Source organism: Streptococcus sp. 27098_8_134 (genome assembly GCF_041431675.1).
GTDB classification, from domain to species: domain Bacteria; phylum Bacillota; class Bacilli; order Lactobacillales; family Streptococcaceae; genus Streptococcus; species Streptococcus sanguinis_R.
Window position 1 is genome coordinate 74108 of record NZ_JAPVYD010000005.1, and the last position, 25811, is coordinate 99918.

General features: G+C 42.5%; 20 protein-coding genes. 18 read left to right on the top strand and 2 right to left on the bottom strand.

All coding sequences use genetic code 11. The annotated features are described in order from the left end of the window. Positions 1 to 205: 205 nt before the first annotated feature. Together O3620_RS10885 and O3620_RS10890 are read left to right on the top strand one after the other, a co-directional pair. The gene (locus tag O3620_RS10885) at positions 206 to 787 is read left to right on the top strand and encodes a DNA-3-methyladenine glycosylase (protein ID WP_371601730.1); all 582 of its coding nucleotides are present in this window, start codon (positions 206 to 208) and stop codon (positions 785 to 787) included. Positions 788 to 790: 3 nt separating this feature from the next. After that, entirely contained in the window at positions 791 to 2053 is a 1263-nt protein-coding gene (locus O3620_RS10890; RefSeq protein ID WP_371601731.1) for a S41 family peptidase, read from the top strand. 25 nt (positions 2054 to 2078) lie between these two features. On the opposite strand, the gene O3620_RS10895 is transcribed toward O3620_RS10890, so the two are convergent. Continuing rightward, positions 2079 to 3245 (bottom strand): CynX/NimT family MFS transporter, encoded by a 1167-nt coding sequence (locus tag O3620_RS10895; protein ID WP_371601732.1) that lies wholly within the window; start codon positions 3243 to 3245, stop codon positions 2079 to 2081. A gap of 38 nt (positions 3246 to 3283) precedes the next feature. After that, entirely contained in the window at positions 3284 to 3805 is a 522-nt protein-coding gene (locus O3620_RS10900) for a TetR/AcrR family transcriptional regulator (protein ID WP_061603047.1), read from the bottom strand. 169 nt (positions 3806 to 3974) lie between these two features. Here O3620_RS10900 and O3620_RS10905 point away from each other — a divergent pair, with 169 nt between their 5' ends. From O3620_RS10905 to O3620_RS10980, 16 genes are all read left to right on the top strand, one after another. Then, on the top strand, positions 3975 to 4856 hold the full coding sequence (locus O3620_RS10905; protein WP_371601733.1) for a cation diffusion facilitator family transporter: 882 nt from the start codon (positions 3975 to 3977) through the stop codon (positions 4854 to 4856). 252 nt (positions 4857 to 5108) lie between these two features. Continuing rightward, positions 5109 to 8558, top strand: a complete 3450-nt coding sequence (locus O3620_RS10910; RefSeq protein ID WP_371601734.1) for an LPXTG cell wall anchor domain-containing protein — start codon at positions 5109 to 5111, stop codon at positions 8556 to 8558. Between the two features lie 1237 nt (positions 8559 to 9795). Further along, complete coding sequence (locus tag O3620_RS10915; protein WP_371601735.1) at positions 9796 to 11478, top strand: GspE/PulE family protein; 1683 nt, start codon at positions 9796 to 9798, stop codon at positions 11476 to 11478. A 1-nt stretch (position 11479) separates the two neighbouring features. Further along, positions 11480 to 12544: a type IV pilus twitching motility protein PilT gene (locus tag O3620_RS10920; protein ID WP_371601736.1), complete on the top strand. Its 1065-nt coding sequence runs from the start codon at positions 11480 to 11482 to the stop codon at positions 12542 to 12544. A 3-nt stretch (positions 12545 to 12547) separates the two neighbouring features. After that, complete coding sequence (locus O3620_RS10925) at positions 12548 to 13774, top strand: type II secretion system F family protein (protein ID WP_049553038.1); 1227 nt, start codon at positions 12548 to 12550, stop codon at positions 13772 to 13774. 171 nt (positions 13775 to 13945) lie between these two features. Continuing rightward, positions 13946 to 14434 (top strand): prepilin-type N-terminal cleavage/methylation domain-containing protein, encoded by a 489-nt coding sequence (locus O3620_RS10930; protein WP_049553037.1) that lies wholly within the window; start codon positions 13946 to 13948, stop codon positions 14432 to 14434. A 99-nt stretch (positions 14435 to 14533) separates the two neighbouring features. Beyond that, the gene (locus tag O3620_RS10935; protein WP_049553036.1) at positions 14534 to 14992 is read left to right on the top strand and encodes a prepilin-type N-terminal cleavage/methylation domain-containing protein; all 459 of its coding nucleotides are present in this window, start codon (positions 14534 to 14536) and stop codon (positions 14990 to 14992) included. 72 nt (positions 14993 to 15064) lie between these two features. Next, positions 15065 to 15559 (top strand): prepilin-type N-terminal cleavage/methylation domain-containing protein, encoded by a 495-nt coding sequence (locus O3620_RS10940; RefSeq protein WP_049553035.1) that lies wholly within the window; start codon positions 15065 to 15067, stop codon positions 15557 to 15559. Between the two features lie 132 nt (positions 15560 to 15691). Beyond that, positions 15692 to 16186 carry a hypothetical protein gene (locus O3620_RS10945; RefSeq protein ID WP_049553034.1) on the top strand — a complete coding sequence of 165 codons (495 nt, stop codon included), beginning with the start codon at positions 15692 to 15694 and terminating at the stop codon, positions 16184 to 16186. 19 nt (positions 16187 to 16205) lie between these two features. Further along, on the top strand, positions 16206 to 17582 hold the full coding sequence (locus tag O3620_RS10950) for a VWA domain-containing protein (protein ID WP_049553033.1): 1377 nt from the start codon (positions 16206 to 16208) through the stop codon (positions 17580 to 17582). Between the two features lie 12 nt (positions 17583 to 17594). Then, on the top strand, positions 17595 to 19058 hold the full coding sequence (locus O3620_RS10955; RefSeq protein WP_002894181.1) for a type II secretion system protein: 1464 nt from the start codon (positions 17595 to 17597) through the stop codon (positions 19056 to 19058). A 40-nt stretch (positions 19059 to 19098) separates the two neighbouring features. After that, positions 19099 to 20511, top strand: a complete 1413-nt coding sequence (gene pilM, locus O3620_RS10960; RefSeq protein ID WP_048773764.1) for a pilus assembly protein PilM — start codon at positions 19099 to 19101, stop codon at positions 20509 to 20511. Then, a complete protein-coding gene (locus O3620_RS10965) occupies positions 20511 to 21092 on the top strand; it encodes a PilN domain-containing protein (RefSeq protein WP_002899352.1) in 582 nt (193 codons plus the stop codon). Before pilM ends, O3620_RS10965 begins: the two co-directional genes overlap by 1 nt. Continuing rightward, on the top strand, positions 21076 to 22662 hold the full coding sequence (locus O3620_RS10970) for a hypothetical protein (RefSeq protein ID WP_002894176.1): 1587 nt from the start codon (positions 21076 to 21078) through the stop codon (positions 22660 to 22662). Before O3620_RS10965 ends, O3620_RS10970 begins: the two co-directional genes overlap by 17 nt. A gap of 264 nt (positions 22663 to 22926) precedes the next feature. Then, entirely contained in the window at positions 22927 to 24663 is a 1737-nt protein-coding gene (locus tag O3620_RS10975; RefSeq protein WP_371601737.1) for an MFS transporter, read from the top strand. Positions 24664 to 24718: 55 nt separating this feature from the next. After that, a complete protein-coding gene (locus O3620_RS10980; protein ID WP_343092188.1) occupies positions 24719 to 25807 on the top strand; it encodes a hypothetical protein in 1089 nt (362 codons plus the stop codon). Positions 25808 to 25811: the final 4 nt, after the last annotated feature.

The window sequence follows — 25811 nt, forward strand, 5'->3', positions numbered from 1 at the left end:
AACATACTCTGTTAATAAAAATGTTACAAAATATATGCAAGTTAATTAGACAATACATAGATTTTATAAGCTTTACCACGATTTTCCGCTTATTTAGCATGTAATTGTTTTGTAACAAAATTCTTGTCTGTGAGAAGAAGAAAAATAACATTTTTGCAACATTTCTTTTCCTCTGTAAATGGAGAAATCATGCTATAATCAACCTATGTTATCAAGAGATTTTCAGAAACTAATCGAGGCAGATACGGTTGCAGCAGCGCGAGCTTTGCTAGGTATGCAGTTGATTCTAAATGGCCAGAAGTTAGGCCGGATTGTCGAAACAGAAGCCTATCTAGGAAGTCAGGACAGCGCCTGTCATTCAGCTAGAGGGCGCCGCTCCCCTAAGAATGAATCCATGTATCTGCCAGCTGGTCACTGGTATATCTATCAGATTCATGGCCATCAGATGCTGAATCTGGTGACCAAGGCTGAAAATGTGGCCGAAGCCGTATTGATTCGAGCCTTGGAGCTACCGGATGGCCGTCATTTAGCTAACGGCCCTGGCAAGTTAACCAAGTATGCTGGGATTGATAAGCGCTTTGATGGACAGAGTTTAGCGACCTCCAGTCTGCAATTAGCCTATGACCTGACTCCCAATCAGATTGCTAGTCGTCCGCGGATTGGCGTGACTTGCACAGATGCCTGGCGGGAGGAGCACTTAGGCTTTTATGTGGCTGGCAATCGTCATGTCTCAAAAATGCCCAAGCGAGGCCTGCTGGATGATGAGGCCACCTGGAAGAAGGAGTAAAGGATGAAGAAAACAGAGATTTTTGACCAAGTCGTAGAAATTATGCGAGAGGATTCCTCTACAAAGAAAGACATCAAGGGTGCAAATCCCGAAGAATATCGAGCGCGTATCACAGACCAGATGAGCCAAGAGGACTTTCTTTACCAGATGCATTGTTATATAGCCAGTTTTGGGATTTTGTCTCATGTTTGGTTTGGGCTTAAGGAAACGCAACTGCCCGGCTTTAAAGTGAGATACTATCAAGACTGCCTCTACGTCCTGCAGGCAAATAGCGATACAGAGCTGAAACGTGGAGACCAGATTCTAGCCTTGGATGGGAAAGTTTTATCCCAGGTTTATCAAGAGCACAAGGATTATTTTGTCAGTGCCACACCAGAGCGACAGCACAAGGAGTGGGCTTACTTTGTGGAGCATGCCGGAGAAGTTACGGTGGTACGCAATGGCGAGGAAGAGCAACTGCATGTTCAGCCAACCGCGCACCCAAAGAAGCCACCGCAGTTTGAATGGCGCAATCTTTCTGAGGACATCGTTTATCTCAAGTTAGAAGATTTTACGGATGAGGTTGCTATCAGCCAGCTATATGCAGACAGCCAAGCAGCTATTGAGCAGGCCAAGTATTTAATCATTGATGTTCGAGTCAATTATGGCGGGACGGACTCGCTTTATTATCCACTTTTCAAATATACTCTCCCTCAGGGGAAGGCCTTCAGTGACTTAGATTTGCCAAACGATGATGGGATGGAGATTCTCTATACGGATAGAAATGTTGATTTGCGTCAGCAACTGATGCAAAATATCCTAGAAGATCCAAACTTGTCAGCAGAAACTCACCAGATTCTCAAAGAATTTCTAAAAGAGTTGGAAGAGAATCGGGGGAAAGGGTATGTCCTTTATGGCGATGAGGACAGCAATCAGAACTTTTTGCCAGACGTTCTAGGCCTAGCTCGCCCTGAAAAAGTCTTTGTGCTAGAAGATGTGACCTGTGGGTCTTCAGGTGATAATTTTGTTGATACCATGAAAAAGATGCCCAAGGTTACGGTTCTAGGGCGTCCGACTATGGGAATTCTAGATTATTCCAATTGCTGCGTGAAGGATTTTGGTGACTATGAGCTCCTGTTTCCCACTTCACGTGACACTAGGATTGATCAAGGAAAGGGCATGAATGATAAGGGAGTTGAACCGGATATCTTGATTCCTTGGACACCAGAGCACTTAGAACGGGATGTGGACCTGGAAGAGTGCCTCAACTATTGCAAAAACGCTTAGGATTTCTAAGCGTTTTTCGTCTTTATTATATCTTGTCAAACTTCTCAATGTAAAAGAGAGTTAGTGTCACGATGGCAGCCAAGCCAATGAGAATGAGGATGGCTGGAGTCCAGGAATGGAATAAATCAAAGCTGTATCCAAAGAGGCTAGGACCAAAGGCGGCCAGAATATAACCACCAGTCTGGGCTAAGCCAGATAGCTGAGCGGTTTGCTCAGGAGTACTGGTTTTCAGCGAGAAAGTAACCATAAGGTAAGGGAAGAGGGCGCTGACAGACATGCCGATTAGCAAGTTGAGGATGAGCCAGTAGACAAAGGAATCTGTCTTGACCAGCAGCATGCCCAGACCAACCATACCAGTTACAGAAAAGAGAGCAATCATCCCCAAGCGTTTTTTAGCGGATAGACGCGTTGTCAGACTAGGTATCGTCATAGCCAAAGGAAGGCTGATAATTGAAAAGATAGAGGCTAATAATCCAGTAACATCATTGGAAAGTCCTGCCAACTGACCAAGAGTCGGCAGCCAAGTGATAGCCGTATAAAAGAGTAAGGACTGCAGGCCACCGAAAACAATCAGAGCCCATACTCTAGGATTTGTTAGCAGAGAGCCCATTTGCTGCTCGCGGCTTCTGCTAGTCAGTTTGTGATTGTGACGGCTGTTAGGCAGCCAGATTAAGCAGGCCAGTAAGCAGATGAGGGTCAGGACGAGAATTAAGCCTTTCCAGCCAGCTAAGCGGACAATAGGCGCAGCCAAGGGAGACATGACTGAGATAGCTAGTCCCATAGAAGTGATATAGAGCGTGGTTAGAAATCCAATTTTCTCTGGCTGATTAGCCTGAATGACATTGGGCAAGAGCACATTTAAGACAGCGATGGCAGCCCCTAACATGATTGTACCTGCGTAGAGTAGAGGCAAGTTAAAGATACGAATAAAAGAGCCCAGAGTCAGCACAATCATGGCTATGGTAAAGAGCTTTTCCAGACCGACCTTTTGAGCCAGGCGTGGGGAAAAGGCTGAGCAGAGGGCAAACATGATCAAGGGCAGACTAGTCAGCAGTCCCAGAGAGTTGACGGGAACTTGCAGTCCCTTAGCAATATCGCCCAGCACAACAGGTAGCACTGCAAAAGGCGCCCGTAGGACAACCCCCACCATCAGAATACCTGGAAGTAAAAATGTTGAATGTTTCTTTTTCATAAAGTTAAGTTTCCTCCTATATAAATATCAAAATAAAATCAGTCCATCAAATCCAGAAAATACTGGCTGATAACTGTTTCTGGCAATATTTTCTTTTGCTGGAGCCACCAGCTGACCGTCTCCACAAAGGTAGAGGTCACGTAATTTCTCAAAAAAGGCTCCGGCAGCTGAGATTTTTTCTGCAGGAGCTGCTCCTGAATCATCGGAAAGAGATAGTTTTCCAGCTCAATCTTTAAGCGATTGGTGAAATAGATATTTTTCGAAAGCAGCAAGGTCGCAATCTTGTCCTGATTCTTTTGAAAATGCTGGAAAATATGCGTGGTTGCTTCAAAGAGATCCTTGCCGTCGTCGCGCTCAAGAAAGGTATGCTGAAAGAGGTCTTGGCAAACCTCCTCTAGCAAGGCTTCCTTAGTATCGAAATGGGCATAAAAAGTCGACCGGCCAACGTCTGCCAGGTCGATGATTTCTTGTACCGTGATGCTTTCATAGCTTTTTTGATGCAGCAAACTGATAAAAGCTTGGTAAATAGCTGCGCGTGATTTCTTGACTCGTCTGTCCATAGCATTTCGGAACAAAAGAGCAGGATTGTTCAGTAACAGACAAAGCCCCTCAATTGCTTCTTGTTTCCTTTCTGAGAATAAGGGATAATAAAGATCAAGAAAACTGAACAAAGTGTTCCGTTTTGATTACATTATACTATAAAATTTGCTAAACTGAAAGGAGGCTGCCGTGAAATCTAGTAAAAATATGACTATTGCCTTTCTATTAAACTTTTCCTTTGCCATTCTTGAGTTTATCTTTGGCTTTATGTTCAATTCCAGCGCTGTACTAGCCGATGCTGTGCATGACACAGGAGACGCGATGGCCATCGGACTCTCTACCCTTTTTGAAAAAATTTCTAATAAAAAAGAAGACAAGAAATACACTCTGGGCTACAAGCGCTACAGCCTTTTGGGAGCCCTGCTGACTTCTGTCATTCTGTTAGTCGGCTCGACCTTGGTGATTATCGAAAATGTACCCAAGGTTTTTGCGCCTGAAAAGGTCAATTATGACGGCATGCTGGTGCTGGGTATTTTCGCCATTATAGTCAATCTAGCAGCCAGCAAGGTGGTCGGTCATGGACATAGCCATGGACACAGTCATAATGAGTCTATTCTCAGTCTCCATTTCTTAGAGGACATTTTGGGTTGGGTGGCTGTTATTCTAGTCTCTATTGTTTTGCGCTTTACCGATTGGTATTTTCTAGATCCGCTGCTCTCCCTGCTCATTGCAGGCTTCATCCTCAGCAAGGCCCTGCCTAAGTTCTGGGAAAACATCAAGATCTTTCTGGATCACATCCCAAGCGATATTGATTTGAGCCAGCTTTATCAGGAAATTCTGGCGGTTGAAAACGTTCAGGCTATTACCCAGCTCAATGTCTGGACCACAGACGGTTTGGAAAAATTTGCCATGATCCATATCTGTCTTGAAAATCCAGACCTGCTGGCCGAGACCCAGACTACTCTGCGTCAAGAACTGCAAGCCTATGGCATCACCAAAATCACTATCCAGACGGATAGCAGTTTGGAAGAGCATGAAGAGTGGTGCATAGGTGGAGAGGCAGTGGACTAAATCTTATACTAAAGTATTTTTTAGACAAAAACAACAAAATGGATATATATAATTAATAATATAAAATCTAATATCAAAACAAACTTTAGAATCTAACTCAATATATAAAAGCAGTTCTTAAGAGCTGCTTTTATTGTGCAAAAACATAGTTATTATAATCAATAAATTATAATATTGACAAATATATTACCTAATACTATACTTAGCATTGGGAAATTCTGCCTTTCCCTATAAAATAAAATAGGAGGTAAAATGAGGAAAAAACTGTTTAGTATCTTGTTTTTCTTAGCAATGATATTCGGGACTGGCCGAATTGCTTTCGCTAATGAACAAATTAGCGCGGAAATTAGTGGCGATGGTCAAAATCAATTATCAGTAAAAGTAAGAAATTCAAGTAATTCAGAGGTAAATGATGTTAGCTATCAGCTAAATTTGCCACAAGGTTATGAAGTTGATGGACATTTGCCTACATCAGAAAGCTTAAAGTCTGGTCAAACTCATGAGTTTAAGGTAAACATTAAGCAGAGTCAAGCAGGAGTTTTACCAAAAACAGGAGAAAAAGCACTCATTTTTTCAGTTGCTGGTTTTATCTTGCTTCTTCTAGGGTTCTTCTTGTGGAGATATACCTACTCAAGAAAATTGTTATTATTTTTCTTAGTGATTTCAGCTAGTGTTTTTGGTGCGGCACTCGTATCAGCCGATACTTTGGTTAGTTCTCTAGTTGAGTTTACTCAGAATGTTCGGCTCTTTGATAAAGATGTCCCTGTTCGGTTGACTGTTTATTATCGCTCGGTTGAAAATCCTCTTCTTGAAGAGAAATCTAGCCTGACTAATCAAACTTCTGTCAATCCTGCTACTGCGGCACACGTAGGTTCATCTACCATGCCAAGTCAGACGGATACGCAAGGAATATCAGGGAATGGTAGCACGTCACCAGTTGATATTGGGACGCCAGCCTATTCAAGTTCGTCTTCAGATGGTAGTGCAAGTACAGGGCTAAATTCAGATTCACCAGTGACACCGGTAGATACCATTACTGTGACGTCACCGTCTGATACTGGGTCTTCGCTTGGTAGTCAATCATCACCAGGGACAGCTACTCCATCTCCATCTTCGGATGGAAGTGGTTCAAGTCCGACAGTTTCAAGTGCAGATTCACCAGTGACATCTGTAGATTCAGGAACTGTTCCGACAGCGTCTGACAATGGGGCAGTAGTCACCAATCCGTCACCAAGTGTGGATACTCTGACTCCGCCTTTGGATAGCGGTGCTTCAGGTGTAGTTCCAAGTCCAACTGTTCCGGATTCATATCCACCAGTGACATCTGTAGATTCAGGAACTGTTCCGACAGCATCTGACAATGGGGCAGTAGTCACCAATCCGTCACCAAGTGTGGATACTCTGACTCCGTCTTTGGATAGTGATGCTTCAGGTGTAGTCCCAAGTCCAACTGTTCCGGATTCAGATTCACCAGTGACATCTGTAGATTCAGAAACCGTTCCGACAGTGTCTGATACTGGATCTTCGGTTGGCACCCAACCATCAACACCAGTGAATCCTAATCAATCAACGAATCCTGACACTCCATCCTCGGAGAAAAATAGCCAAGGGGATGAATTAGGAAATAGTTCTGATAGCCCAAAACAAGGGTCAGCAGAAGAAGTTCTACTTTCAGGTCACGCTTTTTCAAATCTAACAGGCAGAGGTATAGAATTTGGAACCGTTACTCTGAAAGAGAATGGTAAAGAAATTCAAACGATTGAAACGGATAGTGATGGTTATTTCTATGTTCATCTGACTAGAGGAAAAACCTATACCCTTCATGGGAAGGATTTTGAAGCTAGTATTACTGCAAATGGAAATAATGATTTCCAAGTTCACAATATTCTTGGTCAATTCTCCCCAGGACGTAATAACTCAGATGCTATGGGCAAGGTTGTTCTGAATCCATCAGTTGTTCAACTAGATGTTGTTGATTATCAGGTTGATGAAAAGGCTGGTCAGGTCATCCTGCCCGAGGAGAAAAAACTAAAACTAGGTGATGTTATTGTTCTGCCGGCAAGTGGAAATTATCCTACAGGTTTTGCCTTTAAAGTGGTTTCTTCAAAGGTTGCTGATGGGAAAACCGTTCTGACTGTCACAAAGGCTACTTTAGAAGAGGTAGCCAAAGAGATTAATGTACAGACAGAGTTTGATCTTGATGGAGGAACCTTTACTCCTGCTGAAGGCACGAGTGTAGAAGAAGATAAAGGAGATGACCTCAGTAATAGAGCCTCAGTCTCTGCTTCTGCTGCTGCTAGAAAGACATGGAAGAAGAAAATCAAAGGTGTTGATGTTGGCTTGAAGGTTACCGGAAAGGTCGAGGCTAAGCTTGACTGGGCTCCAGGACGTTCTCCACATGTCTTTGTAAAACCGTCTCTTAACTTTAAGTTGACGACTGATTTCAAGAAAGAAGCCAGCTTCGAAGAGAAGGTGAAACTAGTAACGGTCAATTTTTCATCTTATTACGGTGTTGTAGTGAGCGTAGACATCTATGTGTTCCTCAATGCTGAAGGAAAGTTTAATATTAGTACAGAAAGCAATTTTGATGTAGCAGCTGAATTAGGTGTCAAAAATCAGAAAGCCTACTTTGATCAAAATGTTCAATTAAGCAATAAGTTAGACTTAAACATTTATGGTCAAATAAAAGAGGGACCTATGGCAGTCTTTAAACCAGGATTCCTTAATCTATCTGTGGCATCCTTTGATGTTGCGGTTGGCCTCGGGTTAGAAGGTGAACTGAATGCACAGGTCACTCAGAAAAATCTTGATTCGCCTAAATTAGAAAAAGCCAGTGGTCGTGCTGTTCTCTTTGCGGACTTAACCCTAGGTTATGAAGTGGGCTTCTCTGGTCTGAAGTTGGAAGGAAAATTCTTAGACAGTGAGCGTTTCTTTGAGCGTCTGATGGCTAAGGGAGAGTACAAACCAAACAGTGGTAAAAGAAAGCTCAAAGACGTCAAGCCATTAGATGAATCTGATGAAACTAGTTCTGATGATGATGCATCTGATAGTTCCGATGCTGAGAATACTAGTACTGAAGGAAATATCATAGCTCCGGTTGGTTTACAGCAAACACGTAGAATTAGAAATATTAAAATTGGTAAATTGTTGTATGATATCAATAAGTACCCATGGATTAAGTGGGAATTGGCAGCTGGTCCTTATGAGTCAAAGATACCTATGGAATCACCTAATTTTCATTTTTTTGGTAGCGCAATTCCTTCCTATTATACTTTATATGATGCTAATAAAGATGGCAATCCAGAAGTATACTATTTATTAGGTGGGGAAATTGTGGCAACAGTTTGGGCTCCTCTTCAGGGGTTGCAATGGTCCTCAGAAGCTGATACTAAATTTTTAGATAATGGAATAATCAGGGTTTTTACTGGAAATAGCTATGATATTAATAAGTATAAGTATACTGAAGATGCTTATAACTATTACATAATTGCATCATATGAAAGGATAGGGAAATCTAGTCGTTTCCGTAAAAGATACGAGGATACAGGGAAGTCAATTTCAATTAGTGAACTAGAAAAAGCCTACTTGACAGCTCCAGAAATTGACTGGGAAAGCCTTCCTTGGCAGCCTTTTGTGAGGAGAGAAGATTGGATAAAGGAACCAGAAGTGGCTGATTACATAAAGATATATGGTATGTTTTAACCAACTAGAATAGTACCCTTGTGTAGGATTTTTCCGAATTAAAAAGATTTTGAAAAATAAAATTGATAAAGCTACTGATATAGAGATTTTTGGAATTTAGCTATGTATTTTAGTTATAAAATCTCCAATTTGCTTATGTCTGAATCTATATTTAAACTTGAATCCTTTTAGGTTTATAACAATTAAGAGAACTAGAAATTTGAATTTCTAGTTCTTTTCTTCTTATTTAATTTCTTTATTTCTCTGTCTGAAAATTCTAGCTTTTTGATTTTGTGGTTTTTCTATAAAAAATAGACAAGCTGAGTACATTGTGCATTTTTAGATAGGTTTTACATCTAATAAAATGCAAATGCATTGACAATGCTTTTTCTTTAGCATATACTATTGGGTAGGAAGAAACAGGCAAAGCTTGCTAAGCCTTGTCCTGAAGCGCCTTTCCTAAGCATATCGACTACCGATCAGAAGAGGACAGATGCTGTCACACTGTCCATCTGAAGGTTGAAAAAGAAGCAGTAAAGGGGAAATTTCCTTAAAAAAATTTGCTGTTTTTTTATCCTCGAAGTAAAAAAGCGCTTTAAAAAAGTGTCAAAAAGCTTGATATAACAAGGTTTTATCAAAATTAAACATTTTTTTAAATGCAATCATTTTTTTCGAGGCAAACCTGTTGACAAGATGTCAATTATGTCATATACTGTGATAGGTAAATGTTTTTTAAAGCAAATAAAGCTTTTGTTCCTAGCATTTCCTACCAAAATATGCATATCGGTAAAAAGAAAAGCCATAAGACAAGAATTCTTATCTTATGGCACTGGCTGCTTGATGATTCGGGTTAAACCAACTTCACACACACACGGTTTAACCTGCATCTCAAAGCATGAGAAATTTTGCAAGAGAACTTGCTTTGTATAGTATTTAAGAACGCAAGAACAAATGTTTTTGGCATCTGCTTTTTTGCGCCCCTTTTGACAAAATTAGAACGCCCCTTATCAATCCTAGGATTGACTTAAGGACTGTTTACTAGGTTTATCAAATGGAGATACTGCTCAAAGCATCTAACTTAAAACATTAAGTTTGGTTCTATTGGTAAATTTTCCATGTACTAGCCTAACTTAAAAAGCTTAAAGAAACCTTAAAGAAAACTTTAAGCGAGGGAGATTTTTTTAAGAAAGCTGTTATCTATTAACGCATAGAAAGAATTGAAGGATTTTTACAAAAAAATCACAGACAGGAGAAACAAATGGCACTAATCGCTATATTGGTTCAATTCAATCTGATAACGGCAGCTCAAAAAGAAGAAATTCTTCAAGATATGCCACAATCAAACATGCAGTTAGAGAGATATCTAATCAGCAAGGGCTATGTGACAGAAGAAGATATGCTGAAAGTCATGAGTTACTATTACCGTGTACCTCATGTCAATCTATCACAGTTTGTGATAGAAAAGGAAGCTGTCGAGAAGGTTTCAGAAAAAGTTGCTAAACGTCATGGATTGATTCCGATTGCCTTCACCGATGGAGAAACGGATGAAGAACCGAAATTAATAGTTGCAATGGCAGACCCAAGCAACTATATCGCCCTAGACGATGTTAAAATCGTTTCTAAGATGGCGGTAGAACCTTATGTAACTTTTCGGGATGATATTGAGAAGTATATCGATCAATACTATTCTAAAGGAAAAGAAGCCCAACAGGCAGCGACCGAAATCGAAGGTTTTAATGTGGATGAAGAGATCATCGAAGAAGATCTCGAAATCAAAAACGCTCCGGTTGTACGTTTGATTGACTCGATTATCAGTCAGGCAATCAAGACGCGGACCAGCGATATCCATATTGAGCCCTTTGAAAAAGTTGTTCGTGTACGTTTCCGGGTTGACGGAACCTTGGTGGAAAACATGCAGTTGAAAGCCAATGCTCACTCAGCCATTGCGACACGGATTAAGATCATGAGTGGTCTGGACATCGCCGAGCGACGGATTCCTCAGGATGGACGGATTGAAACAACCATCGACGGCAAAGAAGTCGACATGCGGGTTTCAGTCTTGCCTACTGTATTCGGTGAAAAAATCGTTATTCGGATTTTGAGCCGGAATGCAACCCTCCTCAGTAAAGAGGAACTGGGATTCTCGCCAACCAACCAGAAGCTCTTTGAAGATATTCTTAAGGCGCCAGAAGGCATTATCTTGCTGACTGGTCCTACAGGAAGCGGAAAGACAACCACTCTCTACACAGCGCTCCGTGAGCTCAATGATGTAGGAAAAAATATCATCACTGTTGAAGATCCGGTTGAGTACCGATTGGAAGGGGTCAACCAAGTTCAGGTAAATAATAAAGCTGGACTGACTTTCGCGAGTGGTTTGAGAAGTATCCTGCGTCAGGACCCGGACATCGTTCTCTTGGGGGAAATTCGGGATGAAGAGACAGCTAGTATCGCGGTTCGGGCCGCTATCACTGGTCACGTCGTTCTCTCGACTATCCACACCAATGACACAGCTAGTACAGTCAACCGTTTGGTCGATATGGGCATCAAGCCTTATCTGGTCTCAACGGCGACTGTCGGTATTATCGCACAGCGCTTGATTAAGCGCATCTGTCCTAAGTGTAAGACTGAATACACTGTAGAAACAAATGAACATGCAGGTATCGGTATTCACAAGGGAGACACCTTGTATCGCGGACGCGGCTGCAACTACTGCAGCGGTACGGGATACTATGGACGTATAGCTATCCACGAAATCATGGCAGTGACAAGGGAGATTAAGTCACTAATTAATGATGGTGGAACAACAGCACAGCTTCGAGCAGAAGCTAAGAAAAATGGTATGCGAGACTTGGCGGAGGAGGCCATTGATATCGCAAAACAGGGGACTACAACGATTGAAGAAGCAATGAAGATTGCCTTTAGTCTAGAAGGGGAAGTTTAGGATGAATTTGGATGAGTTAATTAAGCAGGCGATTGAAGCGGGTGCATCAGATATCCACTTCACGGTTGGCGCTGAGCCAACCATGCGTCTGCACGGGAGGTTAACACAACTCAACAATACAATTTTGACCAACGAAGACACGGTTCGCTTCACCAAGCATATTTTAAATGAGAAGCAGATTGCTCATCTTTTAGAAGTCGGTGAAGTGGACTGTGCCTACGAGGTCGATAATGGCTATCGCTTGCGGGTCAATATCTTTAAGCAGAAAAACAACTGCGGGATTGCCTTGCGGGTCATTCCCAAGGATATTCCATCTATGGAATCTCTGGGATTGCCACCAGTTATCAAAAAACTGGCTGAGAAACGCCGGGGTCTGATATTGGTTACCGGACCAACAGGAAGCGGAAAGTCAACGACCCTGGCAACCATGATCAACTACATGAACAGCTTGCGGGATGAGCACATCATCACGATTGAAGATCCGATCGAGTACATGCATACGCATAATAAGTGCTTGGTCAACCAGCGTGAGCTGGGAGCAGATACGCAGAGCTTCGGAAATGCTCTCCGTGGTGCCCTTCGTCAGGACCCGGATGTCATCCTAGTCGGTGAGATGCGGGATAAGGAAACGATTGAAATTGCCCTGCGTGCGGCGGAAACAGGTCACTTAGTTCTGTCAACCCTCCACACGGTCGGTGCAGTAAACACCATGGACCGGATTATTGACGTATTTCCAGCCGAGCAGCAGGAGCAAATCCGTGTACAGCTTTCAGCCGTTATGGAAGGCGTTGTATCGCAGCAGCTTATGCGTACAGCGACCGGCAAGGGTCGTGTAGCTGCCTTTGAAATCATGCTGGGAACACCCGCTATTCGCAACCTCATTCGCGAAGGGAAAACCCACCAGCTGCTGACCCCAATCCAAACAGGGGCTCAGCTAGGCATGATTGCCATGGACACTTCGCTCATGGGACTCTACCGTCGCAATGTCATCGATCAAAGAACTCTGCTGTCCTACTCAGTGGACCGTGCTCAAGTTGAAAAATCCCTAGGAATAGTGGGGTACTAGAGCATGACAGTATATGTTTGTAAATACTTAGACACTCGGCAAGGGGTCGTCACACTAGAGGTGGACGCTCCTAACCGGACAGACGCCGTCAATCGGATCCGTCTCAAAGGGAAGCCAATCAGTGTCGAAGAAAAGGTCATGGGCTCTAAGGAGATTGTCCTTTTCCAAAGCAAGAAGATCAAGCTCAAGGATATATCGCTCTTCTGTAAGCAGATGTCGGTTATGCTGGAGTCAGGGATTCCCCTCAATAACGCAGTGGATATCCTAGAACAACAGGCTACTTCAAAGAATCTCAAGTCTAGCCTTAAAATCGTCAGCAAGAGCCTAAAAGAAGGTAGTCAGCTGTCCAAGGCCATGCTAGATCAGGAAGGGATGTTTCCCGATCTCCTGATCCGTATGGTGCAGGCTGGTGAAAAGACTGGTAAGCTGGACGAGGTGCTGGAAAAGATGTCTGAGCACTACACTAAAGAGCTCAAGACCAGCCGCCAGATTCAGGGAGCAATGATTTATCCCGCAGTCCTAGCCTTTCTGGCTGTGGCTGCAGTCTTGGCCCTGCTCTATGTCGTTATCCCAAGCTTCTCAGGAATCTTTGAACAAAGTGGGATGGCTATGCCGCTGCCAACGCGTATCGTACTAGCAGCTAGTAACTTTGTCCGATCTTCATGGTACATCCTCTTCGGTGTGATAGGGATTCTGGTCTTCCTCTTCTTACGCTATCGCAGTACAGAGGCAGGCCGCTACCAACTGGATCGGCTCAAGCTTAATCTGCCGGTCATCAAGGGGCCAATGCAGAAGATTGTCACTGCTCGCTTTGCTAGCACCTTGGCTATCCTGACCAGTGCGGGTATCCCTCTGGTTGAGGCCATTGAGTCTGCTGCTGCAACGACCAACAACGCTGTCGTCATTGAAAAGATGAAGATCGCTAATGAAGGTCTGCAAAAAGGGGAACGTCTGACAGGGATGATTACCTCAACCGGTCTCTTCCCGCCGATGATGCTCTCGATGGTCAAGATCGGTGAGGAGTCCGGGTCTCTGGAGTCCATGCTGGTCAAGACATCAGATTATTATGAAGAAGAACTTGAAACAGCTATCAAGCAGTTGCTCTCACTCTTGGAGCCAGCCATGATCATCGTCATGGGGGTTATCATCGGAGGTATCGTTGCCTCTGTCATGCTGCCAATGTTTGAGCTTGCTCACGCTGTGGATGCAGGTTCTGGAGTTGACCAGTAGGACGGCACCCCAGAAAAAGTTTAGGAGATAGTAGAGCGGTTGCTCTGCACAAAAAGTTAGGAAAACCGTTCTGATGCTGGGAGTTTGTAGGGTCTCCCAGCTAGGAACAAAACAAATGCCCCTGTGGGCGAAAATACTAAAAAATTGTGAAAAAATAGGAGATCTATTCAAATGTTAAACAAATTGCAAAAGTTCCGTCAGGACTTGAAGAAAAAAGGTAAAGGCTTTACCTTGGTTGAGTTGATCGTGGTAATTATCATTATCGCTATCATTGCAGCTGTAGCTATCCCAGCTATCACTTCCTTCCAAGATAACGCTCGTAAGAGCCGTATCCAGTCTGAACACCGTGAATTGGTTTCAGCTATCCAGTCTTATATCGGAGCACAAGATGATCCGTCTAATGTGACAGAAATTAAACTTGAGCAACTGGCGCCATACATTTCTAAAAATGCCAAAGGTTCATCTAGTCTCACAGAAGCTTTAGCTAAAAATGGTACTAATTCAGCGCATAAAATCGAAGGTACAGAATTGATTTCTACTTTTATTCCTTCTGGTAAAAAAGCTGGTGACGCAGGTCAGAAAGAATGGAAGTATGATTGGACATCTAAAGGTGTTAACACTGCAGCAGCAAATAATAATGCTGGTGGAGCTAATCCATAATCATCAAATCATCTATAAAATGATGAATTAAAACCCTACATTTGAGAGATATTAAAAGGCTGTTCAGTAGCCCTTATGAAAAAGAATTAGGAGAAGTTAGTGCTCAGTAAATTGCAAAAATTTCGTCGTAATTTGAAGAAAAAAGGCAAAGGTTTCACCTTGGTTGAGTTGATCGTGGTCATTATCATTATTGCCATCATCACAGCTGTAGCGGTTCCAGCCCTCACTTCTTTCCAAGATAACGCTCGTAAGAGTCGTATCCAGTCCGAACACCGTGAGTTGGCAACTGCTATTCAGTCTTATATCGGATCACAGGATGATCCAGAAACTGTTAAATCAATTACAATGGAGCAACTGGCCCCATACATTTCTAAAAGTTCCAAGGGTGACTCAACTAAAATTGTAGATGCTCTAGCGAAGAATGATAAGGAGCCGGCACATAAAATTGATGGAACAACCTTGGTTTCGACCTTCCATCCCTCAGGAGCGGGAACTGATAAAACCAAGGACAAAACCTGGCTTTACGATTGGAGATATAGTGGTTCAAATACCAACTAGCCCAATTAAATTTAAAACTAAGCTGGTATTCAGCAAAAAATAAAGATAAAAAGAAAATAGGAGATTATTTTAATGTTAAACAAATTGCAAAAATTCCGTCAGGACTTGAAGAAAAAAGGTAAAGGTTTCACCTTGGTTGAGTTGATTGTAGTAATCATCATTATCGCCATCATTGCAGCTGTAGCGATTCCAGCTATCACTTCCTTCCAAGATAACGCCCGCCGTTCACGTATCCAATCCGAACACCGTGAGTTGGTATCAGCTATCCAATCTTATATTGGCGCGCAAGATGATCCATCTAATCCAGGTGAGATTACACTTGAAAAGCTTGCGCCATACATTTCTAAAAATGCCAAAGGATCATCTAGCATTACAGAAGCCTTGGCTAAGAATGGTACTACATCAGCTCATGAAATCAATTCAAAAAACCATACTCTGACTTCTACCTTTAAACCATCAGGTGCTAAGGATGATAAGAATAATAAAGTTTGGACTTATGATTGGTCAGCTAGTGGTGTCAACACGGCAGCCACAGCAAATAACAATGCTGGTGGAGCTAATCCATAATCATCAAATCATCTAAATATAGAGATTTCTCTACTCCGACTGCTAAGGCAGTCGGATATTACCAAAGTAGTTGTCAGACTGTGACAACTATTTTGGCAATATCAAAAGTAGAAATATTAGGAGAATACTATAATGAAAGGACAAAAAAGACAGGGTTCTACTCTGCCCATGGTTATCGTAACCATTGTGATTCTGGTTGCTATGATTGGGATTTTAGCTTCTATCGTGGATACAGGGCAAAGCCAGACTCAACGCATGTATAACTATCTCAAGGCCAAGTACACAGCGACTTCTGGTACACAGTTGGCATGGGGTGCTTATCTAGACCCTGTTGACGGAAATCCGTCATCAGTTTATGAAGAGTTTGATAAACGAGCGCGTAGCATGGATCCTTCAACAGAGCCGATTAAGTCAACCCATACCTTCAAAGATGGCAGTGTAGCAGAAATCGAGATGAATGGACAGCTTGTAGATGGTCTGACTGGTCCAGAAAATTATAATATCACGATTAAATCGAAGTCAAAATTAGCTGGCAGTAATGACTATTACGAGCATATTGTAACCTTCAACTTTGATACAAAAGGAATTCGCTCGGAAGAAGGACATTTGAGATCGGCGCAGAAGTAAAAAATATAAATAGGTAGGAATGATGAAACAAATACAAAAAGGTTTTACCCTAGTCGAGATGGTTATGGCTATCATGTTGATGAGCATGATAGCACTCATCATTGGTATTATATTTAAAACCATGTTTTCCAGCCGAGAATTGATCGAGCGTGAAGCAAGTATCCAAGCAGAAATGCGAACCTCTATGCAGTATGTGGATCGAACCGTTAGTAAGGCAACCTCAATCTTTGTCTTGGATGACAGCAAGTTCAAAGGTTCCAAGCAAGGACTAACTAGGGAATGGAGCTACATCGGCCTATCTGCTGATGGCAAGAAGGTTATGAACTATGTCTGGAACAAGGAAAAACAGGACTGGGATGTCAGCGAGCTGGGAACCAAATCTCTCTATAATATGAAGTTGGACTTGGAGTTTAAGACAGAGGGCGCTTATCAGGACAACCGCTTGATTAGCTATAATCTGACAGGGAAATATCCAGATACCAATAGCAAGTTAGGTATTGATACGGCTATATCAGCTCTCAATACTAAGCAGGTCTTCTCTAAAGTTGCTAAAGGCAAGAAAGGGATTGCTATTGCTTATCGAACTGACCCTATTCAAGGTCAGATGAATATTGCTGTTTCTTTTGTTTTTGATATTTCTGGTTCTATGAAGGGTGCGTTAAATGGAGCAAATCCTACTTCGAACAACCCTAGCAGAATGGATATTTTACGTGATAAAGCTGAGATAATGATAAATGAGCTTCAAAGCGTTGGGAATGTGAGTGTTAATTTAACAACTTTTTCAACTACTGGAAGTTATAAACAAGCAGCCTTCTCTCAATTAGATAGAGAGGCTGGTACGATAAAAGAAAGTATTAAAAACTTGAAGTCAGACGGTGGGGTGACCAATCCTGGAGATGGGCTTCGCTATGGGATGGTCAGCTTACAGAAACAACATGCTCAGCTTAAATATGTGGTGCTGTTGACTGATGGAGTGCCAAATGCTTATTTGGTTAACCAACAAGGACAGGCTGGAGGCCTTGAAATGAAGAGAGAAGGAATTCAGCATTTTAATAATGTTTTATTTGAACTTTCGTCAAATGTTCCAGCTAGTTTTAATTATGGTCGTTTAGGATATGATTATACATCGAAAATTCCTGATATTCGAGATGCATCAATAGACTATGCTGGTGCAGTTTCTAAAGCCTATGGTGTTGGTGTTAAACGGGTTAATGTCATTGGTTTTTCAGGTTTGGAACATGAAATCGCTTATGGTCAAAATTTGACAGATAAAATCGGAGAAGGTGGTATGGAGACTAAATATGTGTCAGCTACGAATAAAGAAGCCTTGCAAAAGACCTTTTCTGATATTAAAAAGCAGATTCAGCAGGATTTGTGGTTTGTATCAGGGCCGTAGAAGGGAGCAGAGATGAAAAGATTAAAGAGACACAGAGGGATTACACTGGTCGAAGTCTTGGTTTCTCTGATTCTGATTGGAGTTATTGCGGCAGGGTTCTTGACCTTCTTTTCTGGGAGTTTTAATAATATTCTTCGTCAGCGAAGTCAGAATGCTATCAACTTTGATATTCAGGAGTCTTTCGAGAAACAACTGGCAGAAAGCAAGAAACACGAAGGTACAGGAACAGATATTGAAACCTTTACTTACCAAATTGGTAATGGAACCAAGCAGAGTATCGATGTAAAAGGTACAAATCTGTCTTATAATGATAAAATCAAAAAAATTCATCTTTTTGCAGCGAATGCAATCGAGACTCCGTTAGGGATTCCTGATATGAAAGTTAGCATACCTGGTGGGAAAAGATATTATTATGCTGGTAAGGGGATAACTACTCCTGGAGGCAAGGTAGATACAGCTGATATTCAGAAAAAAAGTAAAGCTCGAATCTATACAGAATCTGGCTGGTTCCTCAGTGATCGTAGCATAGGTACAAGTTCATCTGGTATTGTTCCTGTAGGAACGATAGGAAAAACTGGTGATGGCACTGTATCTCAGCTGGTTCTTCCAGAGATGCCGACCGACTTCCAACCGTTATCAAAATTAGAGACTGGTATTTATATTACAGATGATATGAGGGGGAAGTACCTGACTTTTGCTGCCCGAGCTATTAACTCTTATGGACGGGTAGGAAATTATCAGGAAGCTGATCGCATCTGGATTATGGGGCTGCCGGTTACACAGAATGTACGGCTTCATACGGATGCTGACTTGGCTCTGCTAAAGAATAGAAACTCTACAGCGATTATACCAACTGACAATCAGCCTCACACAAATACAGAAGTAAGAGATTATTTTAATGATGTTGCTTATGGTGCGACCATCCCTGTTCTGAATTACAAAGAGCCTGCAATTAACCAAGCTCGGCAGTTAATTGCACTTGACGGTCGTACGATGCAGTTTAGTAATCATAATTTTAATAATGGCTATACGACTTCTGTATTGATTGGGAATCGTCAGCAGACTGGACCGCTTCTAACTTATAAGTTGGATAATACTCTGACTTGGGGGATTAATCTGGAAAACGATGGTAGAATTGCTATTAAAACAGTCGATACAACTACAGCTAATAACGGTGGTCAGGAATATATACAAAATGTTAAATTAGACTACAGTAATGATAATTCCATACAAGTGCGCAGTGCTGCGAAGAATGGCGCTTTAGGTGTTGAAATTTTTATCAATGGACAATCAGTCTATAATAAAACTGTTGCACTAAACAGAGGCGGGGTAACCCATAATATTAGTAGTGGTCAGATTATCTTTGGTGGCAATACTTATATTAATGAGTTTGCAGTTTATACTGAAAGTCTGAATAACAGCAATATACAAAAACTTGCTGAATACTTCCGCGATAAGTATAAGGCGAGCCAATAGGGAAATAGTTTTTAGGAAAAATAAGGGAGATTAGGAGATTATGGCAAAAAATATGTTTTCGTCCAAGGGGCGCAGAAGAGCTCTGGACGAAGAAGATAATGAGAAAAAAGGCTCATTTTTAGGAAAATTAAATAAACCGCTCTTCTCATCAAAAGGGAAACATAAGGAACACTTATCTATTCAAGGAGTTCAGATCAAGTCAGATCGTCAAGAAGACTTTGACGATGAGGAAAAGTCAACGGCAAAAGGGAGCTTCTTAACCAAGCTCAACAAGCCGCTCTTTTCTAAGAATAGTGGCAGTGATGACATGCCTGCTAAGTCTGGAAATCGTTCGCTCTTTGCTAAGAAAGGCAGTGGTGCGGCGAGCCAACCGGTTACTAGAATGCATGCACCTTACACTATGTTTGGTAAACCAATCAAGGGCAATCTGATGGCCATTGACTTCACTGACGAATCAGTCTATCTGGTTGTTGCTAGACAGAAGCGCAATGAGCTGGAGATTATCAAAATGGCGTCTGCCAATCTGCCAGAAGGTGTTGTACTGAATAGTGAGATTATCGACCCGATTACTCTCAAAAACATTATCAGCGATCTGATGGAGCAGCATGCGATCACTGCTAAGTATGCATTCTTTGCACTTGGCAATACCAATATCATCGCCCGTTCGGTTGATGTGGCAGCTAGTGTGCAGAATGATGAGGATATTGAGGGCTTGGTATCTTACGAGCTCCAGCAATATCTGGATATTGATCCGACTTCTTATGTTATTCAATTCCAAGAGCAAGAGTCTAATTCAGCTTTTCCGCTTGATGAAGATACTCGCTCACTCATGGTCTATGCTGTGCCAAAAGGCGTGGTAGAGCAATATCTGGGCTTGGCTGAGAATTTGAAGCTGACACCTTATGTCTTTGACCTTCAGTCTAATACCTTTGAAAAATGGCTGGAACGCGTTCAGGCGGTTAACAATCGTGCTAAGAAGCTGACCAAGGAAAATGTCGGCATGGTACATCTGAGCAAGAGCTTCATCGGTGTTTATCTCTACTCAGAAGGCAAGTTTGTGACCAGCAACTATCTCAATCGTGGCTACAAGGACATTCTGAGCTATGCAGACGATGCTAGTCTTTTGCAAAAGCTTCCAGCAGTGGCTTCAGATGATCTGGATACAGGTCTCTTGAAGAGGGCCTTGGATGAGTGGGTGGCTGATGCTAAGAACCACATTCTCAATACTGAAAACTTCTTTAGCGGGTCAACCGGTCTCAACATTGACAGTTTCTATGTCTTTGGGGACCAGGACATCTGTTGGCAGTTGGCATCTATTTTGAAGCAGAACATGAATCGGGAATTCATCTCAATTGATAATGTAGATTATGAGAATGTACTGTGGGAAGGTTCTGCCGAATTTAATGCGGAGTTCATTCCGGCTACAGCCATGTTGATTAGGAGAGCAAACTAATGCGGAGAGATTTAAACTACTTTTCAAAATATCATGTGGCACCGGCTAAAACCAGTCCACTGAAACTTGCTGCTATTTCCGCTTTTGCTGGGATTGCAGCGATTATGATTGTGCTGATTGGCTTCTTCCAGTTTAGCGCTATGCACCTCCAGGGCGAGATTGACCGAGCGGAGCAGACACTTAAGAGTCCAGAGATGGCTCAAGAGCTGAAGGCAGTCTCTGAGACTGAAGATAAGATTGTTACGGTCAAGAATGACGAACTTCTCTTTACCAGCCTGGAAGGCGACTTCCGCCGCCTGCACCGAGTAAACAAAGCCTTTATGGACTTCCTTAATAAAAACGTGACACGGAACCTGGTCTTTGACGATATCAAGATTAATAACGACAATGTAGAAATCAATGGTTCGTCTCAAGAGCATCTTTCTATCGCTAAGTTTGAGGAAGAGCTTCGTAAGTCTGAGAAGTTTAACCATATTTTTGTAGATAACATTACTCGCGAGGAAAAGGATAACAATACAGTGTACAAGTTTAACATTAAAATTTTGACGAAGGATGTAGATTTCAATGAAGAGCAAAAATGAGAAAGAAAAGAAAAAAATCCTGAGTAATTTAAATGAGCGTGACAAGAAATTGTTAGCCTGTGTCGGAGGAGTAGCGGTCCTTGCTGGTGGAGGGTATCTGGTAACAAATTCTTATACACGGATGGCGCAGTTAGCTGAAGAGCATGCGACTATCTCGACAGAGTTGGAAGGCAAGAATGCCAAGATTAGTCAGAGAAAGTCTCTTACCAAACAGCTCCAAACTTTGAATGCTAAGACTCTGGATCAGGCTAAGAAATACTATGGTACGACCAATCAAGGGGAGTTCATTTTCTTGATTGATAAGTTGGTCAACGAAAGCGGTATTAAATTCAAGTCTGTCAACTACACTGAGAGCACAGAGTTGGAACTCCAGCAGGAGGGATTGGCTGCGACTTCGTCTAAGGGTCAAAACTCCAACTCTTCTGGTACGACTAGCAGTTCAAGCTCGAGTGAGACGTCTTCTTCATCCAGTACGACCTCTAGCTCTTCTGGTACATCGTCCTCGTCTTCATCTAGCAGCAGTTCTTCATCAGATGCGAATACTGCAACAACAACTGCAGCTAATACAGCGACACCAGGGAACGGAACGACCAATAATACCAACATCACTCAGATGACAGCGGACATTGAGTTCGAAGGAACTTATACACAGGTTCTGAAATTATTGGAATTGATTGATGGCAATCAACAAAAAATCGTTTCCAGCGAACTGGAATTGGGCGGAAAGAAAAGCCTGTCTAGTACAGAGGAAAACAAAAACCCTGATCTAACCAGCGGTAAAATCAAGCTGCGTTTCTATCAGGTTAAAGATGTCGAGCGCTATGTGACTCTGGAGAGCAATGTCGATAAGACGCCTATTCAATTTGCCAACTGGGAGTCTCCATTTGCGATTCCGACTTGGCAGGCAGGCTCTATATCTGTAACAACAGCTGGTGGCGGCACAGATGCAACCGGCAATAAGGGCAGTTTGGGGGCTGCAACAACCAATACAACTAGCAGCGCGAATGCTAACAGCAGTACCAATCTAGCTCCGTCTTATCTGGAGCAGCTTAGCACTCAGTCTAGTCGGAACGATGGTCTGTCAGCTTATTACAATTCATCAACTATCTACCGCTTTGAATCACCACTGAAGCTGATTCAGTCAGGCGGCAGCAATCAATATGATGTGACGGTTGACAATACGGACTTCCTTGAGGGTTCAGGTTCCAATGTGGTTAAGATTCCAGCAACCAAGTCTTCTACTATGTATGAAATGGAATTTGCAGCACCGTATGTATCCTTGAACAATAAGCCGGATGCTATCAGCTTCTCTCTATCTCTGTCTAATCAATGGCAGGGTAAGATTGGCTTGATTGTCAAGAATGCCAGTGGGCAGAAAATTTACCTTCATGTCATTCGTCCAAACAGCTGGACTGGCTGGCGCGAAGTTAGCTTCGATCCTGAAAACATTCCAGGATTCAGCTATCCAATGACTATTGTAGGTTACTACTTCGAAACTCCAAGTGGAGAAAGCCCTGAAACGACTATGAAGCTGGATAACCTATCTGTGAATAACTTGGTAGTTAGCTAAAATACTTTGAAAAAATACCAAATAAGTCTATGGTTTAAAATTTCAAGAGCATGTGTAAATTTTTCTTAAAAAAATGCTAAAAACCAAGTTATTAGACTAGTATTCACGGTGCATTTATAGTAAACTAAAACATAGAGATATTTGAAGTATAATACAAGCAAACTCAGAATAGACGCCCGAGTCTATTTTGGGTTTTAATGGAGTTTATGGAAAAACAAAATCAAGACTGGTTTTGCATTGAAAAAGTTTAATATCATTTAGAAAGTGGGGGGTGTCGAAAATATTCAAATGGCATATTTTTTACCTTTTGGAGCAGGGCTTATAGCGCTGCATACGATTAGCATTTTATTTGTTTCTAGGATTTCATTAATAAAGCGCCTTTTTCTCGTAGTATGGGTCATGCTATTTGCGATTGGTGCTCCATTCCTCTTTCAACAAGTTCCCGGCATAGCCTTTGTTGGACTCTGTGCCTTGGCCTTGGCTGTCTATATGGTGCTGCTCTTTTCACAGGAGCTAGCTCCAGTCAAGAAGAGAGCAACTGCTTCAGCGCGAAGCAGAAGCCAGAAGCATGCCAAGAGCTCACACAAGAAAGCGGAAGCGACGAGCGCAGGCTTGTCATCTGCTAGAGATTTGAACTTCTCCAATGCTTCAACCGGTAGGATGAGAAAGGAAAGTAAAGAAAGGGTTCAGGCTGAGGAAAGTCCGGCAAGGCAGAGAGCATCTGCTTCTGGTCGCACCCTAGCAGACCGTTCTATCAAAAAGGATATGACAAGATTTGAGAAAGTAAAACCTCTCTACCCTGTTGATAACTTGGCTACAGCTCCTGCATTTGGAGAGTACGAGCCAAACAGTCAGCTAGCGGCAGCTGAGGTCGGTATGGTGGGTATGGATCACAGCGCACAAAAGGCCAATGATGAATTTTTGCAGTCCCTGCTTCATCACCGCAAGGGCTCTACTAAGATTAAGGTGGCCAACTCTCTGATTCAGCCTACGGAAGCAAATGCAGCCGGCAATCAAGGCTATACAGATATAGATGATCCAGCCTTTGAGACTGCTGTTCTGTCTAAGATCAGACCGATGTCCTATACGGAGTCTAGCTATGGCAACTTCAGACCGCAGACGGTTGAGGTGACAGGTGTTGTTTCTCAAGATGAGGAAGAATTCTTCACTGAGCAAGAACAAACTCAGCAGCCAGTGGCAGAAGAAGTAGGCAACAGCCTGGAAGATGTTTTTGCTGCTACGGGAGATATCAAGCCAGTTAGAGCAGAAGAGTCGAGAGCAGCAAACAGCTTAGAATCTCTCTTCTTTGCTGACTCGGGTGTTGAACCACAAGCTAAGATGGATTCCGCCTTCAGTCAAGCAGCTGCAGAGCCAGAATTTTCTGCTACTGAAGAGTCTATGGTTAGCCGTGATCGAGCTGATATTCAGGGTTATCAAGATATTCTCAGCCAGATTCAGCATGATTTGCTGGGATCTGAAGAGGAAGATTTAACTGCTGAAGTGGCAGAGACTTGGGAGGAAGAAAGTAACTTCGCACCTGCAGCAGAAACGTTTGAGTTTGAAGCAGCTGCTGAACCAACAGTTGTTCAATCAGTTTCTGAAGACGCTCTTTGGACACAGGCTGAGCCTGTCCAAGAAGCAGTTGCAGATGAGACAGAAGAAGACCTGCTCAAGGGAATTGCTGACATCCTCAAAGCTGAGGATGCACAAGTCAAGGCAGCTCCAGTCGTTCCGGCTGTAGATGAAACAGAAGAAGATTTGCTTCAGAAAATCACTGACATCCTCAAGGCTGAGGAAGCGGCAGAAGCAAGACCAGCTGCAGCAACAGCGGGAGATAAAGAAGTCTATTTCCAATTCCTCCTACTGGAAAGTCAGGAATTATTGGCTTCAAATGCAGTTCAAGAAGCTGAGAGCTATCTGAAAGAAATTGTCCAAGGCAGTTCAGATCAAAATCTTCGTCAAGAAGCGTTCAACATGCTGGACAAAATCGTGAAAAATTAATACTATATAAACATACAATTGATTGTAATCAATTAGAAGGGTTTTAGGGGAAATTATGAAAAGTTGTAAAACAATCACAGGGACCGTTGTCATTGAGATTGAAAAAGGGATGGGACTGGGTGAAGTCCATGAAGTCTTTGTTGACGAGGGGGTCAATCTGACTTTTGTTATTAAGTCAAAGCAGTCTGAACAGCCTTTTGCCTTGCTGTCTAGCAAGAACATCCAAGGCATCGGTGACTTTGCGGTCATGGTAGAAAACAGCTCAGTCTTTCAAGAGCTGGAAGAGGCTGATCTGAAGGTCTTGAACGACAAGCAGGGTAGCGTCTTTGACGAAATTGTCATCACAATTGATGGAAACAAGGTGGGAACTGTTGTTGACTATCATATTGATGAAAAGAATGAAATTGGTTACTTGGTGGTTAATTCTGAAGATGCCAGCGAGGAAATTCAGATTCCTAAATCACGCATCTTGATGATTGGTAAAGAGTATATCATCCTCAATGATGAAAAAAAGACAGCTCCTCATCTTGAAGCAGATGTAGAGATGGGCCGTCTGGCTGCAGCAGATCTGCTTCATGAAACTGAAGCTGCAAAACCTGCCGAAAAAATTGAGGAAGTAGTTGCTGAAGCGCCTGTATTTGAGCCAGTTGTAGATGAAAAAGCAGATGTAAAAGAAGAAGCTGCAACAGATTTGACAGAGGCCTTGGCTGCTGTAGGTCTGGGAGCTGCTGCTCCTGAGTTGGAGTTTTCTGAAGCAGTCGTAGAGACAGCGGAAGAGCCAGAAGTCCAAGACTTGGTACAAGAAGCAACAGCTCCAGCTGAAGAAGAAGTTGAAGAAACAGATGCAGCGCTGAGTCTGGATGCTGCTTTGGAAGAAGTATTGGCAGTCCCTGCTGAGGAAGTAGAAACAACTATCAGCACAGCGCCAGTTGCTGAAGAAGAGTCAGGAGCAAAGAAAGCTGTTAACGACTTTATCGATCGGCAAAAACGTCTTCTAGTGGGCAAAACACTGCAAAAAGATCTTGTTAATGCAGATGGAGGAGTTATCCTGAATGCCGGAGATACTGTTTCAGATGACATCATTGATTTTCTTCGCCGTATCGACCGTAAATTCCTTATCCGCTTAGCTGAATGCGTAGTATAAGGTT

What these genes read in the sequence shown, in the direction of transcription:
- O3620_RS10965 (WP_002899352.1), top strand. Translation starts at nt 20,511, where the DNA reads ATGCGGAGAGATTTAAACTACTTTTCAAAATATCATGTGGCACCGGCT.
- O3620_RS10885 (WP_371601730.1), top strand. Translation starts at nt 206, where the DNA reads ATGTTATCAAGAGATTTTCAGAAACTAATCGAGGCAGATACGGTTGCA.
- O3620_RS10925 (WP_049553038.1), top strand. Translation starts at nt 12,548, where the DNA reads ATGACAGTATATGTTTGTAAATACTTAGACACTCGGCAAGGGGTCGTC.
- O3620_RS10945 (WP_049553034.1), top strand. Translation starts at nt 15,692, where the DNA reads ATGAAAGGACAAAAAAGACAGGGTTCTACTCTGCCCATGGTTATCGTA.
- pilM (WP_048773764.1), top strand. Translation starts at nt 19,099, where the DNA reads ATGGCAAAAAATATGTTTTCGTCCAAGGGGCGCAGAAGAGCTCTGGAC.
- O3620_RS10970 (WP_002894176.1), top strand. Translation starts at nt 21,076, where the DNA reads ATGAAGAGCAAAAATGAGAAAGAAAAGAAAAAAATCCTGAGTAATTTA.
- O3620_RS10910 (WP_371601734.1), top strand. Translation starts at nt 5,109, where the DNA reads ATGAGGAAAAAACTGTTTAGTATCTTGTTTTTCTTAGCAATGATATTC.
- O3620_RS10980 (WP_343092188.1), top strand. Translation starts at nt 24,719, where the DNA reads ATGAAAAGTTGTAAAACAATCACAGGGACCGTTGTCATTGAGATTGAA.
- O3620_RS10930 (WP_049553037.1), top strand. Translation starts at nt 13,946, where the DNA reads ATGTTAAACAAATTGCAAAAGTTCCGTCAGGACTTGAAGAAAAAAGGT.
- O3620_RS10955 (WP_002894181.1), top strand. Translation starts at nt 17,595, where the DNA reads ATGAAAAGATTAAAGAGACACAGAGGGATTACACTGGTCGAAGTCTTG.
- O3620_RS10920 (WP_371601736.1), top strand. Translation starts at nt 11,480, where the DNA reads ATGAATTTGGATGAGTTAATTAAGCAGGCGATTGAAGCGGGTGCATCA.
- O3620_RS10940 (WP_049553035.1), top strand. Translation starts at nt 15,065, where the DNA reads ATGTTAAACAAATTGCAAAAATTCCGTCAGGACTTGAAGAAAAAAGGT.
- O3620_RS10950 (WP_049553033.1), top strand. Translation starts at nt 16,206, where the DNA reads ATGATGAAACAAATACAAAAAGGTTTTACCCTAGTCGAGATGGTTATG.
- O3620_RS10915 (WP_371601735.1), top strand. Translation starts at nt 9,796, where the DNA reads ATGGCACTAATCGCTATATTGGTTCAATTCAATCTGATAACGGCAGCT.
- O3620_RS10900 (WP_061603047.1), bottom strand. Translation starts at nt 3,805, where the DNA reads ATGGACAGACGAGTCAAGAAATCACGCGCAGCTATTTACCAAGCTTTT.
- O3620_RS10895 (WP_371601732.1), bottom strand. Translation starts at nt 3,245, where the DNA reads ATGAAAAAGAAACATTCAACATTTTTACTTCCAGGTATTCTGATGGTG.
- O3620_RS10890 (WP_371601731.1), top strand. Translation starts at nt 791, where the DNA reads ATGAAGAAAACAGAGATTTTTGACCAAGTCGTAGAAATTATGCGAGAG.